Annotated in this window: 24 protein-coding genes and 1 tRNA gene; 18 read left to right on the plus strand and 7 right to left on the minus strand. The window is 38.8% G+C overall.

The genetic code is table 11. The annotated features are described in order from the left end of the window. Positions 1 to 225 precede the first annotated feature (225 nt). Positions 226 to 309: a putative holin-like toxin gene (locus tag J2X07_RS19945; protein ID WP_226536613.1), complete on the minus strand. Its 84-nt coding sequence runs from the start codon at positions 307 to 309 to the stop codon at positions 226 to 228. A gap of 420 nt (positions 310 to 729) precedes the next feature. On the opposite strand from J2X07_RS19945, the gene J2X07_RS01355 reads away from it, so the two are divergent. Then, positions 730 to 1,362 (plus strand): hypothetical protein, encoded by a 633-nt coding sequence (locus J2X07_RS01355; protein ID WP_310255802.1) that lies wholly within the window; start codon positions 730 to 732, stop codon positions 1,360 to 1,362. Between the two features lie 253 nt (positions 1,363 to 1,615). Here the strand turns inward: J2X07_RS01355 and J2X07_RS01360 are convergent, their stop codons facing one another. Continuing rightward, positions 1,616 to 1,801: a hypothetical protein gene (locus tag J2X07_RS01360; protein WP_310255805.1), complete on the minus strand. Its 186-nt coding sequence runs from the start codon at positions 1,799 to 1,801 to the stop codon at positions 1,616 to 1,618. 209 nt (positions 1,802 to 2,010) lie between these two features. On the opposite strand from J2X07_RS01360, the gene J2X07_RS01365 reads away from it, so the two are divergent. The 4 genes from J2X07_RS01365 to J2X07_RS01380 all read left to right on the plus strand — a co-directional run bounded on the left by J2X07_RS01365 (position 2,011) and on the right by J2X07_RS01380 (position 6,090). Then, the gene (locus tag J2X07_RS01365) at positions 2,011 to 4,416 is read left to right on the plus strand and encodes a penicillin acylase family protein (RefSeq protein WP_310255806.1); all 2,406 of its coding nucleotides are present in this window, start codon (positions 2,011 to 2,013) and stop codon (positions 4,414 to 4,416) included. A gap of 346 nt (positions 4,417 to 4,762) precedes the next feature. Further along, on the plus strand, positions 4,763 to 5,056 hold the full coding sequence (locus tag J2X07_RS01370) for a hypothetical protein (RefSeq protein ID WP_310255808.1): 294 nt from the start codon (positions 4,763 to 4,765) through the stop codon (positions 5,054 to 5,056). Between the two features lie 489 nt (positions 5,057 to 5,545). Then, positions 5,546 to 5,884: a VOC family protein gene (locus J2X07_RS01375; protein WP_310255810.1), complete on the plus strand. Its 339-nt coding sequence runs from the start codon at positions 5,546 to 5,548 to the stop codon at positions 5,882 to 5,884. A 44-nt stretch (positions 5,885 to 5,928) separates the two neighbouring features. Then, positions 5,929 to 6,090: a tRNA U-34 5-methylaminomethyl-2-thiouridine biosynthesis protein gene (locus J2X07_RS01380; protein ID WP_310255812.1), complete on the plus strand. Its 162-nt coding sequence runs from the start codon at positions 5,929 to 5,931 to the stop codon at positions 6,088 to 6,090. Positions 6,091 to 6,166: 76 nt separating this feature from the next. On the opposite strand, the gene J2X07_RS01385 is transcribed toward J2X07_RS01380, so the two are convergent. Beyond that, entirely contained in the window at positions 6,167 to 6,418 is a 252-nt protein-coding gene (locus J2X07_RS01385; protein ID WP_310255814.1) for a hypothetical protein, read from the minus strand. A gap of 187 nt (positions 6,419 to 6,605) precedes the next feature. On the opposite strand from J2X07_RS01385, the gene J2X07_RS01390 reads away from it, so the two are divergent. Together J2X07_RS01390 and J2X07_RS01395 are read left to right on the plus strand one after the other, a co-directional pair. Next, positions 6,606 to 6,857, plus strand: a complete 252-nt coding sequence (locus tag J2X07_RS01390) for an HPr family phosphocarrier protein (protein WP_310255815.1) — start codon at positions 6,606 to 6,608, stop codon at positions 6,855 to 6,857. 361 nt (positions 6,858 to 7,218) lie between these two features. Then, positions 7,219 to 7,809 (plus strand): YitT family protein, encoded by a 591-nt coding sequence (locus tag J2X07_RS01395; protein ID WP_310255818.1) that lies wholly within the window; start codon positions 7,219 to 7,221, stop codon positions 7,807 to 7,809. A gap of 54 nt (positions 7,810 to 7,863) precedes the next feature. On the opposite strand, the gene J2X07_RS01400 is transcribed toward J2X07_RS01395, so the two are convergent. Beyond that, complete coding sequence (locus J2X07_RS01400) at positions 7,864 to 8,019, minus strand: YjcZ family sporulation protein (RefSeq protein ID WP_396193572.1); 156 nt, start codon at positions 8,017 to 8,019, stop codon at positions 7,864 to 7,866. 228 nt (positions 8,020 to 8,247) lie between these two features. Between J2X07_RS01400 and J2X07_RS01405 the strand changes: the two genes are divergently transcribed. Together J2X07_RS01405 and J2X07_RS01410 are read left to right on the plus strand one after the other, a co-directional pair. Next, positions 8,248 to 8,541 carry a hypothetical protein gene (locus J2X07_RS01405; RefSeq protein WP_310255820.1) on the plus strand — a complete coding sequence of 98 codons (294 nt, stop codon included), beginning with the start codon at positions 8,248 to 8,250 and terminating at the stop codon, positions 8,539 to 8,541. A 294-nt stretch (positions 8,542 to 8,835) separates the two neighbouring features. Beyond that, positions 8,836 to 9,006 carry an aspartyl-phosphate phosphatase Spo0E family protein gene (locus J2X07_RS01410; protein WP_310255822.1) on the plus strand — a complete coding sequence of 57 codons (171 nt, stop codon included), beginning with the start codon at positions 8,836 to 8,838 and terminating at the stop codon, positions 9,004 to 9,006. On the opposite strand, the gene J2X07_RS01415 is transcribed toward J2X07_RS01410, so the two are convergent. After that, complete coding sequence (locus J2X07_RS01415; RefSeq protein WP_310255824.1) at positions 9,007 to 9,201, minus strand: hypothetical protein; 195 nt, start codon at positions 9,199 to 9,201, stop codon at positions 9,007 to 9,009. It lies immediately after the preceding gene. 152 nt (positions 9,202 to 9,353) lie between these two features. On the opposite strand from J2X07_RS01415, the gene J2X07_RS01420 reads away from it, so the two are divergent. The 8 genes from J2X07_RS01420 to J2X07_RS01455 all read left to right on the plus strand — a co-directional run bounded on the left by J2X07_RS01420 (position 9,354) and on the right by J2X07_RS01455 (position 19,820). Next, the gene (locus tag J2X07_RS01420) at positions 9,354 to 10,190 is read left to right on the plus strand and encodes an aldo/keto reductase (protein WP_396193555.1); all 837 of its coding nucleotides are present in this window, start codon (positions 9,354 to 9,356) and stop codon (positions 10,188 to 10,190) included. 414 nt (positions 10,191 to 10,604) lie between these two features. Then, positions 10,605 to 11,546 (plus strand): ring-cleaving dioxygenase, encoded by a 942-nt coding sequence (locus J2X07_RS01425; protein WP_396193556.1) that lies wholly within the window; start codon positions 10,605 to 10,607, stop codon positions 11,544 to 11,546. Further along, entirely contained in the window at positions 11,547 to 12,155 is a 609-nt protein-coding gene (locus J2X07_RS01430; protein ID WP_310255830.1) for an alpha/beta hydrolase, read from the plus strand. Positions 12,156 to 12,169: 14 nt separating this feature from the next. After that, positions 12,170 to 12,781, plus strand: a complete 612-nt coding sequence (locus tag J2X07_RS01435; protein ID WP_310257359.1) for a flavin reductase family protein — start codon at positions 12,170 to 12,172, stop codon at positions 12,779 to 12,781. Between the two features lie 612 nt (positions 12,782 to 13,393). Then, complete coding sequence (locus tag J2X07_RS01440; RefSeq protein WP_310255832.1) at positions 13,394 to 17,731, plus strand: S8 family serine peptidase; 4,338 nt, start codon at positions 13,394 to 13,396, stop codon at positions 17,729 to 17,731. Between the two features lie 289 nt (positions 17,732 to 18,020). Further along, positions 18,021 to 19,043: a fatty acid desaturase gene (locus J2X07_RS01445; RefSeq protein ID WP_310255834.1), complete on the plus strand. Its 1,023-nt coding sequence runs from the start codon at positions 18,021 to 18,023 to the stop codon at positions 19,041 to 19,043. A gap of 145 nt (positions 19,044 to 19,188) precedes the next feature. Continuing rightward, positions 19,189 to 19,683 (plus strand): hypothetical protein, encoded by a 495-nt coding sequence (locus J2X07_RS01450; RefSeq protein ID WP_310255836.1) that lies wholly within the window; start codon positions 19,189 to 19,191, stop codon positions 19,681 to 19,683. A 61-nt stretch (positions 19,684 to 19,744) separates the two neighbouring features. Then, positions 19,745 to 19,820: transfer RNA gene (locus J2X07_RS01455), tRNA-Arg, on the plus strand. 42 nt (positions 19,821 to 19,862) lie between these two features. On the opposite strand, the gene J2X07_RS01460 is transcribed toward J2X07_RS01455, so the two are convergent. Further along, positions 19,863 to 20,090: an XRE family transcriptional regulator gene (locus J2X07_RS01460; RefSeq protein WP_310255839.1), complete on the minus strand. Its 228-nt coding sequence runs from the start codon at positions 20,088 to 20,090 to the stop codon at positions 19,863 to 19,865. 283 nt (positions 20,091 to 20,373) lie between these two features. Here J2X07_RS01460 and J2X07_RS01465 point away from each other — a divergent pair, with 283 nt between their 5' ends. Next, the gene (locus J2X07_RS01465) at positions 20,374 to 20,808 is read left to right on the plus strand and encodes a MarR family winged helix-turn-helix transcriptional regulator (RefSeq protein ID WP_310255840.1); all 435 of its coding nucleotides are present in this window, start codon (positions 20,374 to 20,376) and stop codon (positions 20,806 to 20,808) included. Positions 20,809 to 20,904: 96 nt separating this feature from the next. Here the strand turns inward: J2X07_RS01465 and J2X07_RS01470 are convergent, their stop codons facing one another. Next, positions 20,905 to 21,027 carry a hypothetical protein gene (locus tag J2X07_RS01470; protein ID WP_310255841.1) on the minus strand — a complete coding sequence of 41 codons (123 nt, stop codon included), beginning with the start codon at positions 21,025 to 21,027 and terminating at the stop codon, positions 20,905 to 20,907. Positions 21,028 to 21,156 lie beyond the last annotated feature (129 nt).

Here is a 21,156-nt window from a genome sequence, read left to right on the forward strand (position 1 = left end):
TTCCATGTCGTTAAGGTGACGAGTCGGCTTAACGCACGGCCCGAGGAAAGCGAGCATCCTGAAACGGAAATCAATCTCTTTCAAGAGCAACAGAGCGAAAAAATCTATATTGAAAACCAAGATTTCTTTACATAGATATGAGTTCATCTATACAATAGGATAAACGAAAAAATATGCCATGCGTCTTGCATGGCAGGATAAATACAAAATAAATCTCTATGTTCTTTAAGAGTTGTCTTTGGAGCGGATAATGGTAAGAACAAGCATTGAAAAACCAATCATTAACGACATAGCTTCAAATACTGTCATACAAAATCCCCCCTTAATAAATTAAATGCTATAACTCGTACAGAAATTAGAGAAGGAAAACTATTGTATAATTTCCATTTTATCCCGATTGTGGTTTTGAAACAAGAATCGTAATGACTATTTCTCAATAAAGATTTTAGGTAAATGGGTTTATTTTCCTAATATGTTTTCTACATAAAAGTTATTTTATTTTTACAAGGAAACGATAATAGTGAAATAGACCTATTAATTATACAATTTACTTATTCCGAAAACAGGTGTGGCAAGTAATAGAGCAAATAGGAAGATGAATAAACCAAATAAAAACAGCAACCATTTTCTAGCCATTTTTTTGACTCCCCCTTTTGTGTATTTCAATGTATAGAAAAAAAGGTTGCTTCATGACAATTATTTAAGAAAAATTTCTAGGAGGAATATAGATTGGATACTTCTTATGTTTGGTACGTAAGTTATGGTTCAAACTTAATGGAACACCGTTTCTTATGCTATATACTTGGTGAGCAGCCAGAAGGATCAACATTGAAAGAAAGAGGATGCCGAAATCCTGCGAAACCGTTGCAAATTGGTAAAGCTGTTTTACCGTATCCTTTATATTTTGCAGGAAATCGGACAAAGTGGGGAGAAGGCGGAGTTGCTTTTATCGGTCATGAAAAGAGTGAAAAATATAAAACCATTGGCCGTAAATATTTGGTGACTTCTGAACAGTTTTTAGATGTAACGGCACAAGAAAACAGCTGTGAAGAGATCGAAGCTGATTTGGAAGAAGTAAAGGAAAAGGGATTTATCCATGTGAAAGGTGACGGCTGGTATGGCCGCATGGTATATGTGGGGGAAGAAGAAGGCTATCCAATGGTTACCTTTACGTCTAATCTTGATATAGATGAACAGCCTTTAAACAGTCCGCCAGTACCTTACATGATGACGATTGCTAAAGGGTTGTGCCAAATCGGATTAACAAAAGAAGAAGCTGTAGATTATTTTGCTGATGCCCCGGGTATAAAGGGCAATATGAACGAAGCGGAAATTTCAAACATCATTGGTTCGCTCTTTTAATGTGACAAAAGGTTTATGCGTTGAAGTGGAAAAGGGGCTCATTACCGTTTATCGGAATGTATGTAGGCCTAGCGGTATATGACTTATGGAACTTTAAAGCTGTTAATCTTTCGTGAGATAATGAAGTCCCCTATACATATAGAGGTGCATTCAACTTGATGAAGCACCTCTTTTTTTTATGCACTTTTTTAAAAGCGGGCGAGCCGATGCATCTAGAGATCCCAATATTCAGCCTCGATAGTTTTTTGTACTTTTATCCATTCAATTCAAGCTTAGTAATTGAAATAATTGTTTCAGGACAATTAAACTGTCTGGCGATGATATGTCTTACTTGATCGTGGAGATTTGAATTTCCAGGTGCTAAATCTACAACAATATTACCCTGTGTAAAATGGTCCTGGCCATGGCTGAGCTGGAAGTTGACGAGAATTTTAGCCATCTGCTTTCTCCTTTTTATTTTGGCTTTTTGCTTGTTTGTTGAGATATTCGATAAAGTTTTGAAAAAAATGTCTGTTTTCTTTGAAATCAGGTGAAAAGTATCGAATTGAGCCAACTTTTTCCATTTGCATACCGTAAGTCACAGGTTATTCCATTTTTATGGAGAAATTTATAGGAGGAATGTCAGATGAACAATTCTAGGGGGAATCAATGGTGGATGTCGTTCTTCAGAAAAAAAGCAAACGAAGAAGATTAACGTGGAAAAAGAGTTTATTGATGATAAGTATTGCTATTGTTGTGCTTGTTGGAGCTGCATTAGGAACAGCCTATTATCTATTACACAAAAGCTTGCCGCAAATTAGCGGAACGATTTCTTTAAATGGTCTAGATGCAGAAGTGAAGGTACAAAGAGATACTAACGGCGTTCCTCATATTGAAGCAAAGAATATGAAGGATCTGTTTATGGCTCAAGGATTTGTAACAGCTCAAGACAGAATGTTTCAAATGGATTTAAGCCGGCGTCAAGCATCTGGTATGTTAAGTGAAGTGATAGGAGAAAAAACAGTTCAGCGGGATCGTTTTTTTAGAACACTTGGGCTGCGAAGAGCTGCAGAAGCCTCATACAATGAATATTCACCCGAAGCGAAGCAATATCTGCAATGGTATGCAGATGGTGTGAATACTTATCTCAAAAAAGCAAAGAAAAACAATACATTGCCGATCGAGTTTACGCTTGTTGGTTATGAGCCAAAGAAGTGGACACCCTCAGATTCACTTGTAATCGGTAAATACATGGCGTTTGATCTTGGCGGACATTGGGAAGGACAAGCGTTTCGTTATTATTTGATGGAAAAATTCAATAGAGAAAAAGCACTTGATTTATTTCCTGGTTATCCTGCAGATGCCCCTGCAATTTTAGATGATTTAAAGAAAAGCGGCATCAATTTTGAAAAAAGTTTTGCTGATGCTTATATTCCCGACTTTAGTAATGGCAGCAATAACTGGGTTGTTTCTGGGAGTAAAACAAAGTCTGGAAAACCACTTTTAGCAAATGATCCGCACCTGCAGCTCGGCACACCATCGATTTGGTACCAAACCCAATTAAGTGCCCCTGATTATAATGTGAGCGGCGTTATTTTTGCAGGGATCCCTGGCATTATCGTTGGACATAATGACACAATCGCATGGGGGGTAACAAATGTTGGTCCAGATGTACAAGAATTGTATGTAGAAAAAAGAAATCCGAAGAATCCAAATGAATTTCAATACATGGCCAATTGGGAAAAAGCAACCGTTATAAATGAAGTCATCAAAGTAAAAGACAAACCTGATGTAAATCAAGAGGTGGTAATAACAAGACATGGTCCGGTTATTTCTGAGTTCGCCCATCAAGATAAACCAGGTGAGGCACTTGCTTTACAGTGGACAGCACTTCAGCCATCTAAAGAGCTGGAAGCGGTTATTCAGATGAACCGGTCAAAAAACTGGGAACAGTTTGAAAAGGCTCTTCAGTCCTTCCATACTCCTGCCCAAAACTTTGTCTTTGCCAGTACGGATGGTACGATCGCTTATAAAGCTAACGGACTTATTCCGATCCGCAAGCAAAAATACACTTCTCTACCAGTACCAGGATGGACAGATGAATATGAATGGAATGGCTACATTCCTTGGGATAAGCTGCCGACCATGGTGAATCCGGAAAAAGGTTTTGTTGCAACGGCCAACAATAAAGTGACAGATGACACTTACCCTTATCACATTACTGACTCGTTCGCACAGCCTTATAGAGAAGAGCGTATCGTAGAAGTATTGGAACAAAATAAGAAATTTACAGCAAAGGATATGCAAGCACTGCAATTTGATCAATATGATAAACAGGCAGAGGAGCTGCTTCCGATTTTAATAGAGCAAGTCGAAAAGCAGCCTTTGAGCAAAAGCGAAAAAGAAGCCGTATCTCTTTTAAAGAAATGGAACTTAAAAGACAGCAAAAATAGTGCTGCACCGCTCATTTTTCATAAATGGATGGAAGCGTTCAGCGATGAGCTTTTCAAAGACGAAATTAGCGTAGAAATGCTGAAAATGTTTGATGGCCGCGAGCAAGTGGTTGATGAATTAATCCGTAAAGCCTATGCAGGGAAACCTGGACCTTGGATAAAAGAACACGGAGGTCTTGTAGATGTGACAAATAAGTCATTTGAACATGTAATAACTGAACTGTCAGATCAATATGGAAATAACGTATCGAAGTGGAAATGGGGCACCTTCCATAAAATTACGTTTGAACATCCATTATCAGCGATAAAGCCTTTGAATCTCTTATTTAATCCACAGACAGAAGATATGGGCGGAAGCAGGGTTACCGTTGGTGTTGCAGGGTGGGACAGGGAGAGTGGTATTGTTACACATGGCGGCGCATGGAAGTATGTCATTGATATGGCAGACACATCAAACGCTTATCATGTTGTCGGTCCAGGTCAATCCGGGCACGTTTTAAGCACGTGGTACAGCGATCAAGTAAAGGACTGGGCGACCGGAAAGTATCATGAGACACATACCATCCTTAAAGATTATGATGATAAAAGTATTCTCGTATTAAAGCCTGGTAGTCAAAGGTAAAGATTCTATTAGAAAGGCTCTATACTAAAAGATTGTTGCTTCTGGGGCAGTTTTGTAATTTGACTCAAATGATAGGTTGATTGGAGTGAAAGGTGTGAGACTCCTGCGGGACAGGCTGGCAGGTGAGACACTTACAAGTGAAACGTCCGAATGTGGCTCACCGCCTGCCCCGCGGAAAGCGAGCAACCTGTAACGGAAATCAACTACTTTCAAAAGCGACAATGAATACGAAAACAGCCTTTAGAAAAAAGACAAAATAAAAAAAGGCGGACACTTGTCTCTGTCAAAATGATAGGTTGGACATATCGTATAGAGAAGGGGAATAACATGCAAGGAGGTTTAACCTTTGTCTTACGAAATGTATCATTTGTGCCGACGTAATATTGGCAGATCAGTACTGATTACCAGTACAGATGGAAAAAAGTATCACGGTGTATTAAAGCACGTTAACGAACATAAAGTATATATCTTGCCATATAGAGACGGAATTTATGAAGATGAACGCTTTATTTTCGTCCCAGCACTTGTAGGATTAACACTTGGTGCGATTGCTGGCTTTGCTTTAGCCCCACGGCCGTATCCGTATCCAGTATATCCGCCACCGCCTCCTTATCCGGGTTATGGGCCATATCCATATTAATAAAAAAAGTTTTCTCCTAAAATAGGGAGAAAGCTTTTTTTCGGTTTTTTTTCTTTCAGATCAAATGATTTTAAATAAGACTGGCAGGAAATCTGTGCATAAAAATGGAAAGTAAATATTACACATCAATTAAGAAGACAATATTTTTTTTATAGTCAGCTCTTTTCTAAAAGATTGTTGCTAATATGAGATTTTTTAGTGTTCTTCTTTGAATAGTTAATAGGAGCGGAATGGCGAGACTCCTGTAGGATTAGTGGGGCAGTTCGAAAAGCGGAGACGGTTTGGTAAGCCCCGACCAGCAAAAGTAGAATGGGTTAAGAAGACGCTTTTTGTCTTCAGAACCATTTAACTTTTGACCTCGAGGGGCTCACCGCACACACTAAGGAAAGCGAGTCCAGCAGCGGAAATTAACCTCATTCAAAAGCAACAGAGTTTACGAAAACAGCCTTATAGTAAGATTTTTAAAGTCAAACGAAGGGGGATTTATCATTGAAACTGGCATTTTTGTTTCACCCGGTTAAAGACTTGCAAGAATCACAAAAATATTATGAGGGACTTGGTATGACTGAAGCTTGGCGGGAAGGCAATCAGGTACTGGGTCTTACAATGCCTGAAAGCGAAGTACAGCTGATGATTGAAGAAGACGAACATGACTTAGGACCAGGAGGTGTTTTCCTCGTTGACAGTGTGGATCACTTTTATGAGGAAAATGAAACAAGGTTAAATTTTATTAAAATGCCTTGCTCTATACCGCCTGGCAGATATGCAATCTATAAAGATGAAACGGGTAACCCGATTCGAATCATTGATTTCACGAATAAGGATTAAACAAGTTCGCTTGAAAGGGCAAATGATTTTTCAGGGGGCAGCGTTTGTTGAAGGGATTACTATTAGCTATTTTAGGCGCTATAACGGGCTGGTTCCTTTGGGGACTTTTCACAAAAGACTTCGACTCAGATTCACTAACTATGCTAATTATGGGTATTGTAATCGGTAATAGTATTAATAAAAAAGAAAGTGAGGTATCAGAATAGATACTTCTCAAATTAATCATAAAGGTATACACGTTCTCAATTCGTGTATACCTTTTTATTTGTATACAGCTAGTTTTTAATGATAAAAGTCAAAGTCCTCGTTTGCTTGAGGTTCATACATATCTCCGATGTAGTTAATTAAACTTTCGCCTTCAAAATAATAGGGAGATGTATCTTCAAGCCAGCTTTGGTATTCCTCAAAATCCTGATTAAAATCGCCTGTAAAGAACCGGTGAGCAATTTGGTTCGTTAAAGTGTCAATAATTACGATGCCTATGTAGCTCTGACGATCTGGTTCATCATAATCACATGCAATGTAATAACTCATCTATAAAAAACTCCTTTAAACGCTATGTACTAATAATGTTGCAATTTAGTCCTTTCTTCATACCATTATTTTTAAAATTGAACATACATTGAAACGGTAAGTCATAAAATACTTACTCGTCATTAAAACTGGCTTAACAATCAGGCTGTATGATTTTTATGATGTGGGTGAAATGAGGGAAGAGGAGATGAAGAGTTATTTTATGGTCCAGGAGAGAATTGAACCGAAGTGGATTCATGAAATGGTTAGAAAGGCAAATGAATATGAAAACTGTGAATTTTTTTTAGAATGTCATTCGTTAAAAGTCAATGCAAAGAGTCAATTAAGTATGAGTCTCTTAAATGGCATGCATGGTCTATGCTGTGTATATGCAAGCGGAGAAAATTGCCGGGATGCTGTGGATCAATTAAGATCGATCGGCACAAGGCTGCTTCCGTAATTGAGTTCGATAAAAAAATAATAAATTTTAAATGAGAGAAGGCTGACGGTGAATACTCGTCAGCCATTTTGCTTTCGATTCAATATAAGATAATAATTAAAATTTAAGGCTGTTCTCTTAAAGATTGTTGTTTTTTATTTGTCGTCTTTGACAGTTGAATGAAGTGGAAGGTGTGAGACTCCTGACCCGCGGAAAGCGAGCAACCTAGAACTGAAATCAACTACTATTTTCAAGGACAACAATGAATACGAAAACAACTAAATTCAAAAACAGACTTGAAATTTCCGATGAAGGGTCTAAAATGAAGAAATATATAAGACAACCTAGAATGGTTAATCGGAAGCAAAGAAGGGATTATTGTTTGCAGAAGGCACTTTTTTTATCATTCGGAGCTTTTTTACAAGGAATGGCGATGGCCGTTTTTTTATTTCCTCATTTTATTCCATCAGGCGGAGTAGCCGGACTAGCTATTTTAAATGAGCATTTTTTTAATATTTCACTCGCTCTTACATTATGGGCTATCAATTTTGGTTTACTTTTACTCGCTGTCAAAAAGTTAGGCAAGCAAACGGCATTATGGACCATCTATTGTGTGGCCGTTACATCTGTTACGGTCGATTGGCTTTCCTCGCTAATACACACTCCTGTAAATATCGTATTACTAGATGTTCTTTACGGAGCTGTTTTGTTTGGAACAGGTGTTGGAATTTTGTTCCGGTTTGGTGCATCTTCAGGAGGGATGGACATCGTGGCATTGATTCTAGCCAAATGGACAGGAAAAAAACCAGGAAGCGTCTTATTTTGGATTAACAGCATGGTATTGCTTCTCACGGCGCTTGCAGAAGGATATGAAATTATTATTTTTGCTTTGATATGCCAGTGGATATCAACTAAGATAATTGATTTTGTCCGTTCCATTGAAATGAAAAAGAAAACAAAGCAATTTATGTAAAAAAGGGGTGCCGGTTGTTAAACCAGGCACCCTTTTTCCGTTCAGCGCACTATATTAGCAATCTCCCTTATGCGCCCATGCCGCTCCTACGATGATGAGAAGGATAAATAGAACTACAATGATCGCAAAGCCTTTTCCAGCTCCGCCGTAACCACAACAATACCCTCCATAACCTCCATAACCGCCACCATATATTGGAGCATTAGCCATTGGAGCATTAGCCATTGAAGCATTTACCGGTGAATTTGCATACATTCTAAAATTCCTCCTTACGATTTTATCTATCGACTTCGATACAGTATATGTATTAGGTGAAAATCGTGTATGGACAAATGCATAGTATTATTACAATTAGGCGGAAGTAATGTATTTGAAATAAAGTTGGATGTTATCTTTTGTTGGATTTGGGGTAACTAGTAATTAAAGGAGGCGTTATTCATGCAAACCGCAAGCGCTGTAAAGACAACAAATAAATTATTTAAAACTCAATCGTGGGCATTAATCGGGCTTGGTACTGGTGCATTGTTCTGGCTCTCTTTTAAACCAAATCGAATTAAAACGAAGATGAAGTTAAAAGATATGAAGAGAAAAGTGAGACCACATGCAATTGAAGCCACTCAGCTTCCGATTAACAAAGCAGGTCATCCTGATCCAATGGATGTAGATGACAACAAAATGGTTGATGAAGGAGCTATGTACTCAGTCAACTATTATAATGATAAGAAGCAATAAAAAGGATGGAGAAGACTCCATCCTTTTTATTTATAAATTACCTCCTCCTAGCTTGAAAATCTCTCAATAAACTAGAAATGAAAATAGGGAAAGGGACATGCTTTCATATGGAGAATGGAGTCGGATAATGAGAGATAAGGTCCTTGAATAGGGACTATATGATGAGATAGTCATGTAAATATTTGTCCATAATTGTAACTTTACTTCTTCTTTTGTGGAAACTGTTTTCAAGTGTCATAAAACGGTTCATAATAGCGATAGGATAAATATGTTGTCAAAGAGGAGCCGATCTTGGTGGAAAAAAAAGAATGGGATAACTCTCTTTTAATGGAATGTATTAAAGAAAAAAAAGAATTGCTTGTTGAACTTGCTTATGAAAACGGCCTGACGAGTTACGAAACAGTGAAATGCAGTCAGGAATTAGATGTGCTATTGAACGTTTTTCAGAGACAGTCTTCCTATTAGTTATCTTTTATTAAGGATTAATTCATCAGTAAGCTGATCGATACGCAACAAAATGGCTTTTTTAGTAACGAGAGGATAGTTGCCATGGAACTCAGATAAGAGTTCACGAATTTCTTGGATAAGAGAAAGATCTTGGACAGGGATGTTCTTAGCTGATTCAGTTTTTGCTCTAAAATAAATTAAATTATCCTTCACAGGAACACCTCATTTTTAAAGTTGTGTTGGATACTACTTCCATATAAGGACTTTAATACCTTCTAAAAGTCGAAATGTTTCCCTTCAACAACAGAATGTGACAGAATTATTTTATAGGTAATAACATCCAAGTTGAGTAGGAGGAAATGATAATGACTGCAATTAGAACACTGCAAGACACTACGGTTCTGCACAATGGAGTGGAAATGCCATGGTTTGGACTTGGTGTTTTTAAAGTCGAAGAAGGACAAGAAGTTATTAATTCCGTTAAATGGGCAATTGAAGCTGGATACAAAAGTATCGACACAGCCGCGATTTACAAAAATGAAGAAGGCGTTGGACAAGCCATAAAAGAATCTGGTGTACCTCGTGAGGAATTATTTATTACGACAAAGGTATGGAACAAAGATCAAGGCTATGAATCAACACTTGCTGCTTTCGAAACAAGTTTAGAAAAGCTTGGTCTGGAATACCTCGATTTGTACTTGGTACATTGGCCTGTAAAAGGAAAGTACAAGGAAACTTGGCGTGCATTAGAAAAGCTTTATAAAGACGGTAAAGTAAAAGCAATCGGTGTTTCAAACTTTAAGATTCACCATTTAGAAGACATTTTGGCTGATTGTGAAGTGAAGCCGATGGTGAATCAAGTTGAATATCATCCGCGTTTAGCATTGAAAGAATTGCTTGCATTCTGTAAAGAAAATCAAATTCAAATGGAAGCATGGAGCCCGCTTATGCAAGGAGAATTGCTGGACGAGCCAACGCTTGTTGAACTTGCTGGCAAATATGGGAAATCGGTTGCGCAGATTATTCTTCGCTGGGATCTGCAAAATGGAGTGGTTACCATTCCGAAATCTGTAAAACAGCACCGTATTGTTGAGAATGCAGACATCTTTGATTTTGAAATTACAGCTGATGATATGGCGAAAATCGACGCATTAGACGAAGACCGCCGCATCGGACCAGATCCAGATACTTTTGATTTTTAATTGATTTTAAATTAAGGGGGTCTGTCCCGGGGACAGACCCCCTGCAAATACATAACTTACTTATATTAAAGGCTGGCCCAAAGTATCTTTGTTAGGGTCAGTCTTTTTATATAACAATGAAAGTGTTGTTTTCAGGTGTACATAGTCCATTAGGAAATTGAAGAATTGTTTTTTCACGTTTTGTTTTTGTTTAATGGGTGGTCATTTTTGCTTGATTGTACTAAATCTTTGTTCGATTTCGTTTTCGTTTTCATCTCTTTTAATAAGGGAAAAGCTATATATAGTCGATGGAACGTAGTAAGCATGAAATAAGCGGTTTTAAATTTAATATAGTTACTTGACAAAAGTAAGTAAAATAATTTACACTTAGCTTACGAAAAATAAGTTCGTTTACTTGAAAGGATGTATCTTTATATGAAAACCGCAGGAATTCACCATATCACGGCTATTGTAGGAAATCCTCAGGAGAATGTAGACTTTTATTCCGGAGTACTCGGTCTTAGACTCGTTAAGAAAACCGTCAATTTTGATGACCCAGGGACATACCACTTATACTTTGGAAATGAGGGAGGGAAACCGGGGACAATCATGACTTTCTTTCCATGGCCGGATGCGTACCAGGGAAGAGTCGGTTCAGGGCAAGTAGGAACAACTACTTTTGTTGTACCAGAAGGAACCCTTTCTTTTTGGGAAAATAGGCTTCATCAGTTTAAAATTGAATATAAAAAAACAACCCGATTCCAAGAAGAGTTTATTCAATTCAGCGACCCCCATGGATTACGATTAGAAATCGTAGCGAGAAGTGAAGCTGAGAAAAGCGAATGGAGTTTTGGCGGTGTCAGCCAAGAACATGCGATAAAGGGCTTCGGTGGAGCCATTTTGCTTTCAGCAGCTCCGCAGCAGACTGCAGCAGTTTTAACAGATGTTATGGGGCTTGAAAATCTTGGTCAGGATGGAGATTATATTCGTTTTAAAGCAAAAGGAGATCTTGGCAACATTATCGATATTAAATTATCTCCAGAAGCAAGAGGAGTTGGCGGAGTAGGAACAGTTCACCATATCGCTTGGAGAGCAAAAGACTATGAAGAGCATAAAGAGTGGCAAGAATATGTGAAGTCCAAAGATCTGCATGTAACCGAGATCATTGACCGACAATATTTTAACGCGATCTACTTTCGTGAAGAAGGGCACATTTTGTTTGAAATTGCGACTGATCCTCCTGGTTTTACACGTGATGAAAATGAAGAGGAACTTGGAAAGAAATTATTGCTGCCGCCTTGGCTGGAAGCAAATCGCGCCCAGATAGAAGATCATCTCTTACCAGCAGAGGCTAGAATTTTAGAGGAGGACAAATAGATGAAGCATTTGTTTAAAAAAGGAACGAATGAAACAAAGCCGGTATTATTGTTATTGCATGGTACTGGAGGAAACGAAGAAGATCTGCTGACTTTAGCGGATATGATTTCATCTGAATCTTCCGTTTTGAGCGTTCGAGGGAATGTTTCTGAAAACGGAATGCCCCGATTTTTCCGTCGCTTGTCAGAGGGAGTTTTTGATGAAGAAGACCTCATTTTCCGAACGAAAGAACTGCATGAATTTGTAAATGATGCCGCGATGAAATATGATTTTGACCGGAGCAATGTCGTTGCGGTCGGATACTCGAACGGAGCGAATATCGCTGGCAGTTTGCTCTTTCATTATGAAGATTCTTTAAAGGGAGCCATACTTCATCATCCGATGGTACCAAGAAGAGGTATTGAACTGCCTGATCTTTCAAACTTGCCGATTTTTATAGGAGCAGGGAAAAATGATCCTATTTGTCCACCCGAAGAAACAGAAGAACTTGATAAACTGCTAACAGAAGCGGGTGCCGCTGTTCATTTGAAATGGGAAATGATGGGGCATCAGTTATCGAGATCAGAAGTAGAAGCAGCAGCGGATTGGTTCAACAAAAACTTTCATTAAAGCAGGTGATTCTATTGATATCGATTGATCCAGAAAAGCTTTCCTTGAAGGAAAATTATAAATTTCTTACCGGAAGCATTATTCCAAGACCGATTGCCTTTGTAAGCACTTTATCAGAAGAGGGCACGCTGAATGCGGCTCCTTTTAGCTATTTTAATGCACTGACAGCAAATCCGCCGCTTATCGCAATTTCGATTGGCAGGAAAGATGGTGTGCAAAAAGATACATCTCGGAACGCAGCAGCAAAAGGAGAATTCGTTGTACACATCCCTGATGAATCCTATATTGAGGCTGTAAACCAAACGGCGGCTAATCTCCCGCCAGATGAAAGTGAAGTCGATCTTGCCAAATTAACTCCTGTTGATTCTTTAAAAGTAAAAGTTCCTGGAATTGCTGAAGCAAATATACGAATGGAATGTGTGGTTGAACAGATTATTCCATTAGGGGGAACACCTGAAAAACCTGCAACCGACCTCTTAATCGGGAGAGTCGTCCACTATCACATTTCAGGTGAACTATATGAAAACGGAAGGATTAATGCTGAAAAGCTGCGTCCTGTTGGCAGACTTGCAGGAACCAACTATACCAAGCTCGGCGAAACCTTTGCATTAAACCGTCCCGAATAACTCGAAAATCTCTCTCTTTTATAGAGTGAGATTTTTTATTTTGCCAAATAACGACAATACGAACGGATTTTAGTAAGGAGGCTGCAGTAGAAATACACTCTATTCAAAAAAATAAATCCTAAAAATAGGTCATTCTTCTTGTCTTTAGGATTATTCACTAGGTCCTGTGCAGTGGTTAATTGAATTTTTATTTATGCATGTTTAATAAAGTCTTTATTTAGTCTAATTCGAGTCTTGGGAAATAACCCAGTTAAATGATTTGCTAAGTCTGTTTTCTCATTTTTTTACAATTATCTTTAATTTTTATCATATAAGTCCTTATGAACTGAGTCTAAAGACATTATTTTCTACAAAGTTTGCATAGATGAAATTCCCTCCTGTATAAATAGTCACAAAAATAAACAGACAGACCCGTTCGAAGGAATTATTTTACAAAAATGGGATTTAAAAACGACAAATTCTAACATTTATTTACAGCATTTATCAGTTATCGTTTATTTAACAACAAAGAATTACTAAATTTTCAAAAAATAAACAGGAGGTGTGATAGGGATTTACTTTTAAGTGGTGGTTGTTTTGTACGACAAAAATGAATAGGGAGGGAAAAGCAACGTGAGTAAAAAACGGAGAAATGTTAGATGGTTATCCGTATTTTTGACTTTTTTAATGATCGTACCAATGATGTTCCCGTCTCAAGCAAATGCCGTATCAAAAGACAAACCTTCCACATCGGCTAGAAAAGCAATAGTCGATGGAGGAAAAAGTAAGGTCTCCTCAAAACTTAAAGAACAATTCAACGAGAAGGATAAAGTAACTTTCCTTATAAAGTTTCAAAAACAAGTAGATACAGCTAAGATAGCAAAAAACGCTGTTAAAGAAGCGAAAACACAAAAGTTAACTTCCAAACAAGCGAGGTTAATGAAACGTTCCACAGTTGTTTCCTCACTCCGCGCGAATGCGCTTGAAACTCAAGACCATGTAAAAAAATACTTAGAAATGCAAGAGAAGGCTGGTAAAGCGGAAAAAATCCAATCTTTCTATGTTGTTAACGGCATGGCTGTTACAGCTACGAAAGAAGTTATGGAAAAAATTGCAGCTTTCCCTGAAGTTGAAAAAGTTCTTCCGAATGAAACAAGACAGCTTATACAGCCTGTAAGCTCTGTCAAACTCCCTGAAAAAAAATCATCCTTGCAAGTTGAGCCGAAAAGTGAAACATCATCCATAGAATGGAATATTGAAAAAGTGGGAGCACCTGCTGTATGGAATATGGGCATCGACGGTTCTGGAACTGTTATTGCTTCAATTGATACAGGTGTTCAATGGAATCACCCGGCTTTAAAAACAAAATATAGAGGGTATAATCCTCAGAACCCAGATGCTCCAGATAATCAGTACAACTGGTTTGACGCAGTTGGCGGACAAGCTGCTCCATATGATGATTTAGGGCATGGTTCTCATACAATGGGGACGATGGTAGGATCTGAACCGAATGGAGCAAACCAAATCGGTGTTGCGCCAGGAGCGAAATGGATTGCGGTAAAAGCCTTCTCTGCAAATGGCGGATCTGATGCTGATTTGTTGGAAGCAGGAGAGTGGATTTTAGCACCAAAAGATGCACAAGGAAATCCTCATCCAGAAAAAGCGCCTGACGTAGTGAACAACTCTTGGGGCGGCGGGCCAGGATTAGATGAATGGTATAGAGAGATGGTAGCTGCATGGCGTGCGGCTGAAATCTTCCCTGAGTTTTCTGCAGGAAATACAACGCTAAGCAATCCTGGCGGCCCGGGCTCTGTTGCGAATCCAGCAAACTATCCTGAATCGTTTGCAACAGGTGCAACAGATATTAATAATCATCTTGCAAGCTTTTCCTTGCAAGGTCCATCACCATATAATGAAACAAAACCTGAAATTTCTGCACCAGGTGTAAATATTCGCTCATCTGTACCAGGAAGTAATTATGAAGGTGGATGGAACGGAACATCGATGGCAGGACCGCACGTAACGGCGGTTGCGGCAATGCTTCGTCAAGCAGACGCCAATCTAACCGTTGATGAGATGGAAGAAATTCTGATGACCACAGCAACTCCTTTAACAGATGCTACATTCCCGCAATCCCCTAATAATGGGTATGGACACGGTCTAGTAAATGCATTTACAGCCGTATCTTCTGTTGTTACCGGTTTAGGAAGAATTGAGGGAATCGTTACAAAACAAGGTGAAGATAACGAAGGACCTTCTATAACACATGAAGGACCATCACAATCTTATAAAGGTATGCCTATTCATCTAGAAGCCCAAGTTTCAGATGATATTAGTGTAACGTCAGTTGTATTAAGCTATCAAAATGAAGATGGAAGCTGGACAGACGCTGCTTCCGAAAGAACGGGCGGAGACTACAAGTCAGGTACGTACACTGCAACATTGCCTGGTTCTGCTCTAAGTGGCGATCAAATCGTCTATAAATGGAAAGCAACAGATTACGGCGGAAACGAAACTTCAACGGAAAACTATACGGTATCTTTACTTCCAGGCATCACAGTAGGATATGAAGAGGATTTTGAAGGAGATGCAACAGGTTGGACTTCTTATGGAGCAAACAACAGCTGGGAAAAGGGTGCACCAACTAGCGGTCCAGGAGCAGCAAACTCTGGTGCGAATGTATATGCTACAAACCTGGATGGGAACTACGATAATAAAGCCAACATGACACTCGTTATGCCTCCAGTTGATCTTCAAGAAGGAGACAGCTACCTGCAATTCAAACAGTGGCATGACCTGGAGCGCAACTATGATTATGGACATGTCTTTGTTTCAACTGACATGGAAAACTGGACACAAAAACTTCGGGTTAACTCTACATCAGGCGGTTGGATTGATGGAGAGGTAAACTTAAGCGAATACGCAGGACAGCGTGTGTATATTGCATTTAACGTAACGACCGATGGTTCTGTTGTAAAAGCTGGCTGGTATTTGGATGATGTGAAATTAAGCAATCAGCCTTTATCAACAGCACAAAAAGCGAAAGTGACTGCAGCACCTGCTGTACAAAAATCACCTTCCCTAGAGGCAAAGCCTAAAGTAAATCCTGCTAAAATTTTACCGGCTAAGCCGATCAATGAAAAACAAGATGCAAAAGAAAATGGAGCTTCACCGATGTTATTGCCGATTCAAGCGGAAGTAAGCGTGCTTGAAACAGGCAGATCCGTATATACGAATCCGCAAGACGGATCGTACGGTATGACTCATGCCGCGGGAACCTACACAGTAATGGCTGAAGCTTACGGTTACCGTTCAGCTTCACAAACGGTAACGGTTGAAGACGATGGTACATCAACTGCTAATTTCACGCTGGAAGAAATCCCTAAAGGTACTGTTTCAGGTACGGTTACAAATCAAGTAACTGGAGAACCTGTCGCAGGAGCTACTGTTATGCTTATGGAAGATGCGGCGGTGGCACCAGTTGAAACAGCTGCAGACGGGTCATATGAAATGACTGCTTACGAAGGAGATTACACATTAAAAATTGTTGCACCATCCTACTATAGCCAAGAGGTTTCAGTTACGATCAACGGCGGAGATACCACTGAACAAAACGTAGCATTGAAGCCATTCATCGGATACCCTGGTGAAATCGGCTATGATGATGGTACAGCTGAAAACGCACGTGCGTTTTACGATGCGGGTAATGGCTGGGCAGTTAAAATGTCACTTGCACCAGGAAATGAAAAAGCGATGGTAACTGGCGGTCTATTCCGATTCTGGGATACTGAATGGCCAATACCAGGGGGGACAGATTTCCAAGTCGCCGTCTATGATGCAAGCGGTCCAGACGGAACACCTGGACAAAAAATTGCAGGTCCTTTTAATGAGACGGCACTTCGCAATGGTGAGTGGACACATGTAGATTTAAGTGAGCATGGCATCATGGTAAACGGAGACTTCTATATGGTCTACATTCAATCACAGCCAAATCCAAACACCCCTGGACTTGGAACAGATGAAGATGGTGAGTGGGCAGGCAGATCCTATCAATTAGTAGGAGGGGCATGGTCGCCATCACCTGAGGATGAAGGAAACTATATGATTCGCGCAACGGTGAACTACGAAGTAACGGCACCAGTTATTACTTCACCGGCAGATGGATCATTTACAAATGATGAGAACGTAACAGTATCAGGAACAGCAGCACCAACTACGACTGTCAAAATTTTTAATAACGGTGAAGAAGTTGCAAGTGCTGCAACAACTGATGAAGGTACATTCTCTGCTGATCTTACCCTAAGTGATGGAGCGAACCGATTAACAGCAAAAGCAGTTACAGAGTCTGGATCAACAGATGAATCTGCACCTGTAACAGTGACACTTGACCAGACAAAACCAAGAGTAACGATTACTTCGCCGACTGATGGCATGAAGACGAATCGTGAATCCGTAACGGTTAAGGGCAATGTTAATGAAGCAAATTTGGATTGGGTAAAAGTAAACGGACAAAAAGCGAAGGTAGATGCAGATGGCAACTTTAGTCATCGTATGCTTTTAAATGAAGGAGAAAATGTGATTAAAGTTGTAGCTCAGGACAAAGCAGGAAACCGCCACTCTAAATCAGTGAAGGTTTATGCGAAGTTCGAGACTCCAGTAGTCCAAAACTTGAAACCTGATACAGATAAACAACTGAAAAGCGGTGAATCCGTAAAGATTGAATTTGACAGTGAACCAGGGTTAGATGCGGTCTTTGTAATCCACATGCCACTGACAAATGCGAGTATTACGGCAAACGCTACGGAACTTCCGATGCGAGAAACATCTGAAGGGCATTATGAAGGATACTACACAGCAACATCCAACGTAAAAGCGCCAGGAGCTGTTGTAGAAGTTATTGCTTCAGATGACTTTGGCAATGAAACACACGAAACAGCAGCAGGGAAATTATACATTAACGCTAAGAAATAAAAAACATAAAGACCGGATCTTCCTAGAAAGAGGAAGTATCCGGTTTTTTTTGTTCGATTAGAATGCGTAACTTGTTTGCAGTGTGATGCAAAAGCTTGGCTACAGACGCGGAAACATTAAGATTTTCGCGTATTACTCGATTATATCGCCGAGTTGAAAGGATCTTACAAAACGGCTTTAATGACGTATATTTCTTTTTTAATTGTTATCTAATCGACATAATATGTGGAAAACGGATACATAATCTATGTTATGATGTTAAGGATGTGAAATTAAGGAGAGTGGTTTAATGAGCGAACATTCAAAGTATGATATTCGTGAGTGGAAGAAGAAATTAGCGCCATTTGAACGCCCGCGTATATCAGCAAGTGTATGGCAGTTGATTAATTCAGTGGGACCGTTCCTGGTACTATGGGTATTAGCCTACCTGAGTTTAAATATATCGTTTTGGTTAACATTATTGTGTGCAGTACCGGCAGCTGGCTTTTTAGTTCGCACATTCATCATTTTTCATGATTGTACGCATTATTCGTTCTTTAAGAAACGCCGAACGAATCAAATTGTTGGCATCTTTACTGGTTTATTTACATTTTGTTCTTATGAGCAGTGGAAGAACAGTCATGCGACGCACCATGCTACTAACGGAAACCTGGAAAAACGCGGTGTCGGTGATGTCTGGACGATGACACTGCAGGAATATGCAGATGCATCCTGGTTAAAACGGTTGCAATATCGCGTTTATCGCAACCCAATCGTATTGTTTTTAATTGGACCATTATATATCTTTTTGATTGAATATCGTTTTAATGCGAAAAATGCTTCAAAAAAAGAAAAAATCCACGTTTGGTTCACAAACGTTGTGTTAGTTTCAATTGTTTTGGCAGTCGGATTTACAATTGGCTGGAAAGCATTCCTTTTAGTAGAATTACCGATTTTCTATATTGCTACATTCTCAGGCGTATGGCTTTTTTATGTACAGCATCAGTTTGAGGATGGTTACTTTGAAAATAACGAGAAGTGGAACTATGTTGAAGCAGCCTTGAAGGGAAGTTCTTTCTACAAGCTTCCAAAAGTACTGCAATGGTTCACAGGAAATATCGGATTTCATCATGTTCATCACTTGAATTCGCGTGTTCCAAACTATCATCTGGAAAAAGCGCATAAAAGTGATCCGAGACTTCAAGATGTACCAACATTGACGTTATTATCAAGCTTAAAATCACTTAATTTTAAATTGTGGTGTGAGCAATCCAAGAAATTTATCGGGAACAGAGATATCCGAAACTTTATTCGAAATAATAAAACCGCATAATGGGTTTTGCAGTCGTCTTTAAGAAGTGTTGTGTAAACATTTCTCTGAAGGCGGCTTTTTGTTTGCACCTTACGCCCATATTTAAACATATAATACCAAGAAAGTGAATTCATCTGCTTAGCCTTAAACAATTAGGAGGGTGAGAATGAGGTTAAATGTGGAGTATATACCATTAAGCAAGATCAAACCTGACCTTTCCATTAAAGTTACTGAGCATGTGAAAAAATTAAGAAGGATCATGTGGGATTGTATGCACATTTTAGTAGTAAGAAAAAATAATAACGGTCAATATACCATTATTAGCGGAGAGGACCGCCTTGAATATCTTCAGAAACATACAAAAAATAAATTCGCACCATGCATTATAGATGAGAACAAAGTCAAAACAGAGATAAAATATTGGGTGAGCAGATTGTTTCATTTACAGACGATCAATCATAACAAATATCCATCTAGTATGGAGCGAATTACCCCACAAAGCTTGTCCATCATAAGAAAGTTTTTGAAACAAGAACCATCTTTTAATCAATTAAACCATTTTCAAAAGATCAAGGTTCTGTTAGTAGCCGTTCAATATAAGAAAACAGCCGTACATGCAATGAGATTACTCGTTAAAAACCTTCAGAAAAAGGAAAACTGATTTCCGATTGAAATCAGTTTTTTGCGTTTTTACATATTACTTATATAATGAAGAGGGTAGTGGCTCCGTAGCTCAGCGGATAGAGCGTCGGTTTCCTAAACCGTGCGTCGGAGGTTCGATTCCTCTCGGGGCCGCCATATCCAAAAAAAAGTGTACACTTCAAATTTGAAGGTACACGATTATTGTATATCCCATAAATCACTTAGTTTTATTGATGGATCCACTCGTTTAACAGCTGATAATACTTTTCGAATGGTAATCATTCGCGGGTTTTTATAAGGGTTTTTTGCAAGTTCTTCAGCGGTTTTTCTTTCAATTCCAGAAGCATGAATTAACCAGTCTGTATCTCTATTATGTCGTTCGAGCCATCTGCCAAGCTTACTGCGTTTCTGCTCCACTTTTTCCATATTGTGATACCCCCAAGTCATATTCCTTTTTCTCTATATTTTTCATTACCCTATTGTAAAATTTTAAAACGTTTCATTATACATATTCGTACATCTTTTGGACTAAATGGAATTGGAACTCCTTAAAAAAATTCAAGAAATCCTTGGTTTTATTAGGAGTAAATACCTAAAACACTTTATGGGAAGAAGAAATAAAACGTTTTTGTAATATAAATTAAATCACTTCAATATTATTTGAATTTTGCAATTATCTATTTTATAGTAATGGAAAAGAGGTGGGTGTATGGAAGAGGTTAGAAATCTTTTGCATGGTATCAATAGAAAATATAATTTATTGTTGAAAAAACATTGCAGAGAAGTTGAGGAGGATATTTCTCTAGTACATAGTCAGATTTTATATGAGCTGCACCATCATAGTCAGCCGTCGATGCAGCAAATAGCAGATTTAATCGGAGTGGATATAACAACTTTCAGCAGGCAAATTCAGACCTTAATAAAAATGGATCTCGTGAAGAAAAGTGCAAATCCTGAGGACAAAAGGATTTATTTTTTATCATTGACCGAAAAAGGGCTGCAAACTGCAGAAAAAATCGACCACCTCATGAACGAGAGCTTAACAGAAAATTTTTCGAATTTGAGTGAATTTGAACGGAGCACGGTCATTCACTCGTTGAAAATCGTTACAAAGCTGATGAGACATCCAAATGCATCACAATAATAGATGGAAAAATAAAAAGAGTAACTGGACAAGCCAGGTACTCTGTCATTCATATTATTATAATTTTATCATTGCAAAAAATATTCTATCTATCAGCTAATGTTTTTCTTTCCTTACTGAAAGAAGAAAGTGAACCAGCAGCTGCTGCAATTGTGGATCATGAATGTTTTTCTTGGTGAAATGACGTTTTATTAAATTGCGGATTATCACTTCACTCATTTTCTTTTCCCCCTTTCTTTTTTGCTTTCTCCATAATTCTAGCTTAATCGATAAAAACCCTCTTAAATGTCGAAACAATAGTACTCGTTCCCTAGTTTTTTGTAGTAAGGCTTCTTTACGGGACGTAAG

Origin of the sequence: Fictibacillus barbaricus (assembly GCF_031457135.1) — a bacterium.
In the GTDB taxonomy this organism is placed as follows: domain Bacteria; phylum Bacillota; class Bacilli; order Bacillales; family Fictibacillaceae; genus Fictibacillus; species Fictibacillus barbaricus_A.

Coding starts and splice junctions, on each gene's coding strand:
- J2X07_RS19945 (WP_226536613.1), bottom strand. CDS start 309: ATGACAGTATTTGAAGCTATGTCGTTAATGATTGGTTTTTCAATGCTT.
- J2X07_RS01360 (WP_310255805.1), bottom strand. CDS start 1,801: ATGGCTAAAATTCTCGTCAACTTCCAGCTCAGCCATGGCCAGGACCAT.
- J2X07_RS01365 (WP_310255806.1), top strand. CDS start 2,011: ATGGTGGATGTCGTTCTTCAGAAAAAAAGCAAACGAAGAAGATTAACG.
- J2X07_RS01385 (WP_310255814.1), bottom strand. CDS start 6,418: ATGAGTTATTACATTGCATGTGATTATGATGAACCAGATCGTCAGAGC.
- J2X07_RS01390 (WP_310255815.1), top strand. CDS start 6,606: ATGAAGAGTTATTTTATGGTCCAGGAGAGAATTGAACCGAAGTGGATT.
- J2X07_RS01400 (WP_396193572.1), bottom strand. CDS start 8,019: ATGGCTAATGCTCCAATATATGGTGGCGGTTATGGAGGTTATGGAGGG.
- J2X07_RS01405 (WP_310255820.1), top strand. CDS start 8,248: ATGCAAACCGCAAGCGCTGTAAAGACAACAAATAAATTATTTAAAACT.
- J2X07_RS01420 (WP_396193555.1), top strand. CDS start 9,354: ATGACTGCAATTAGAACACTGCAAGACACTACGGTTCTGCACAATGGA.
- J2X07_RS01425 (WP_396193556.1), top strand. CDS start 10,605: ATGAAAACCGCAGGAATTCACCATATCACGGCTATTGTAGGAAATCCT.
- J2X07_RS01430 (WP_310255830.1), top strand. CDS start 11,547: ATGAAGCATTTGTTTAAAAAAGGAACGAATGAAACAAAGCCGGTATTA.
- J2X07_RS01445 (WP_310255834.1), top strand. CDS start 18,021: ATGAGCGAACATTCAAAGTATGATATTCGTGAGTGGAAGAAGAAATTA.
- J2X07_RS01450 (WP_310255836.1), top strand. CDS start 19,189: ATGAGGTTAAATGTGGAGTATATACCATTAAGCAAGATCAAACCTGAC.
- J2X07_RS01460 (WP_310255839.1), bottom strand. CDS start 20,090: ATGGAAAAAGTGGAGCAGAAACGCAGTAAGCTTGGCAGATGGCTCGAA.
- J2X07_RS01465 (WP_310255840.1), top strand. CDS start 20,374: ATGGAAGAGGTTAGAAATCTTTTGCATGGTATCAATAGAAAATATAAT.
- J2X07_RS01470 (WP_310255841.1), bottom strand. CDS start 21,027: ATGAGTGAAGTGATAATCCGCAATTTAATAAAACGTCATTTCACCAAG.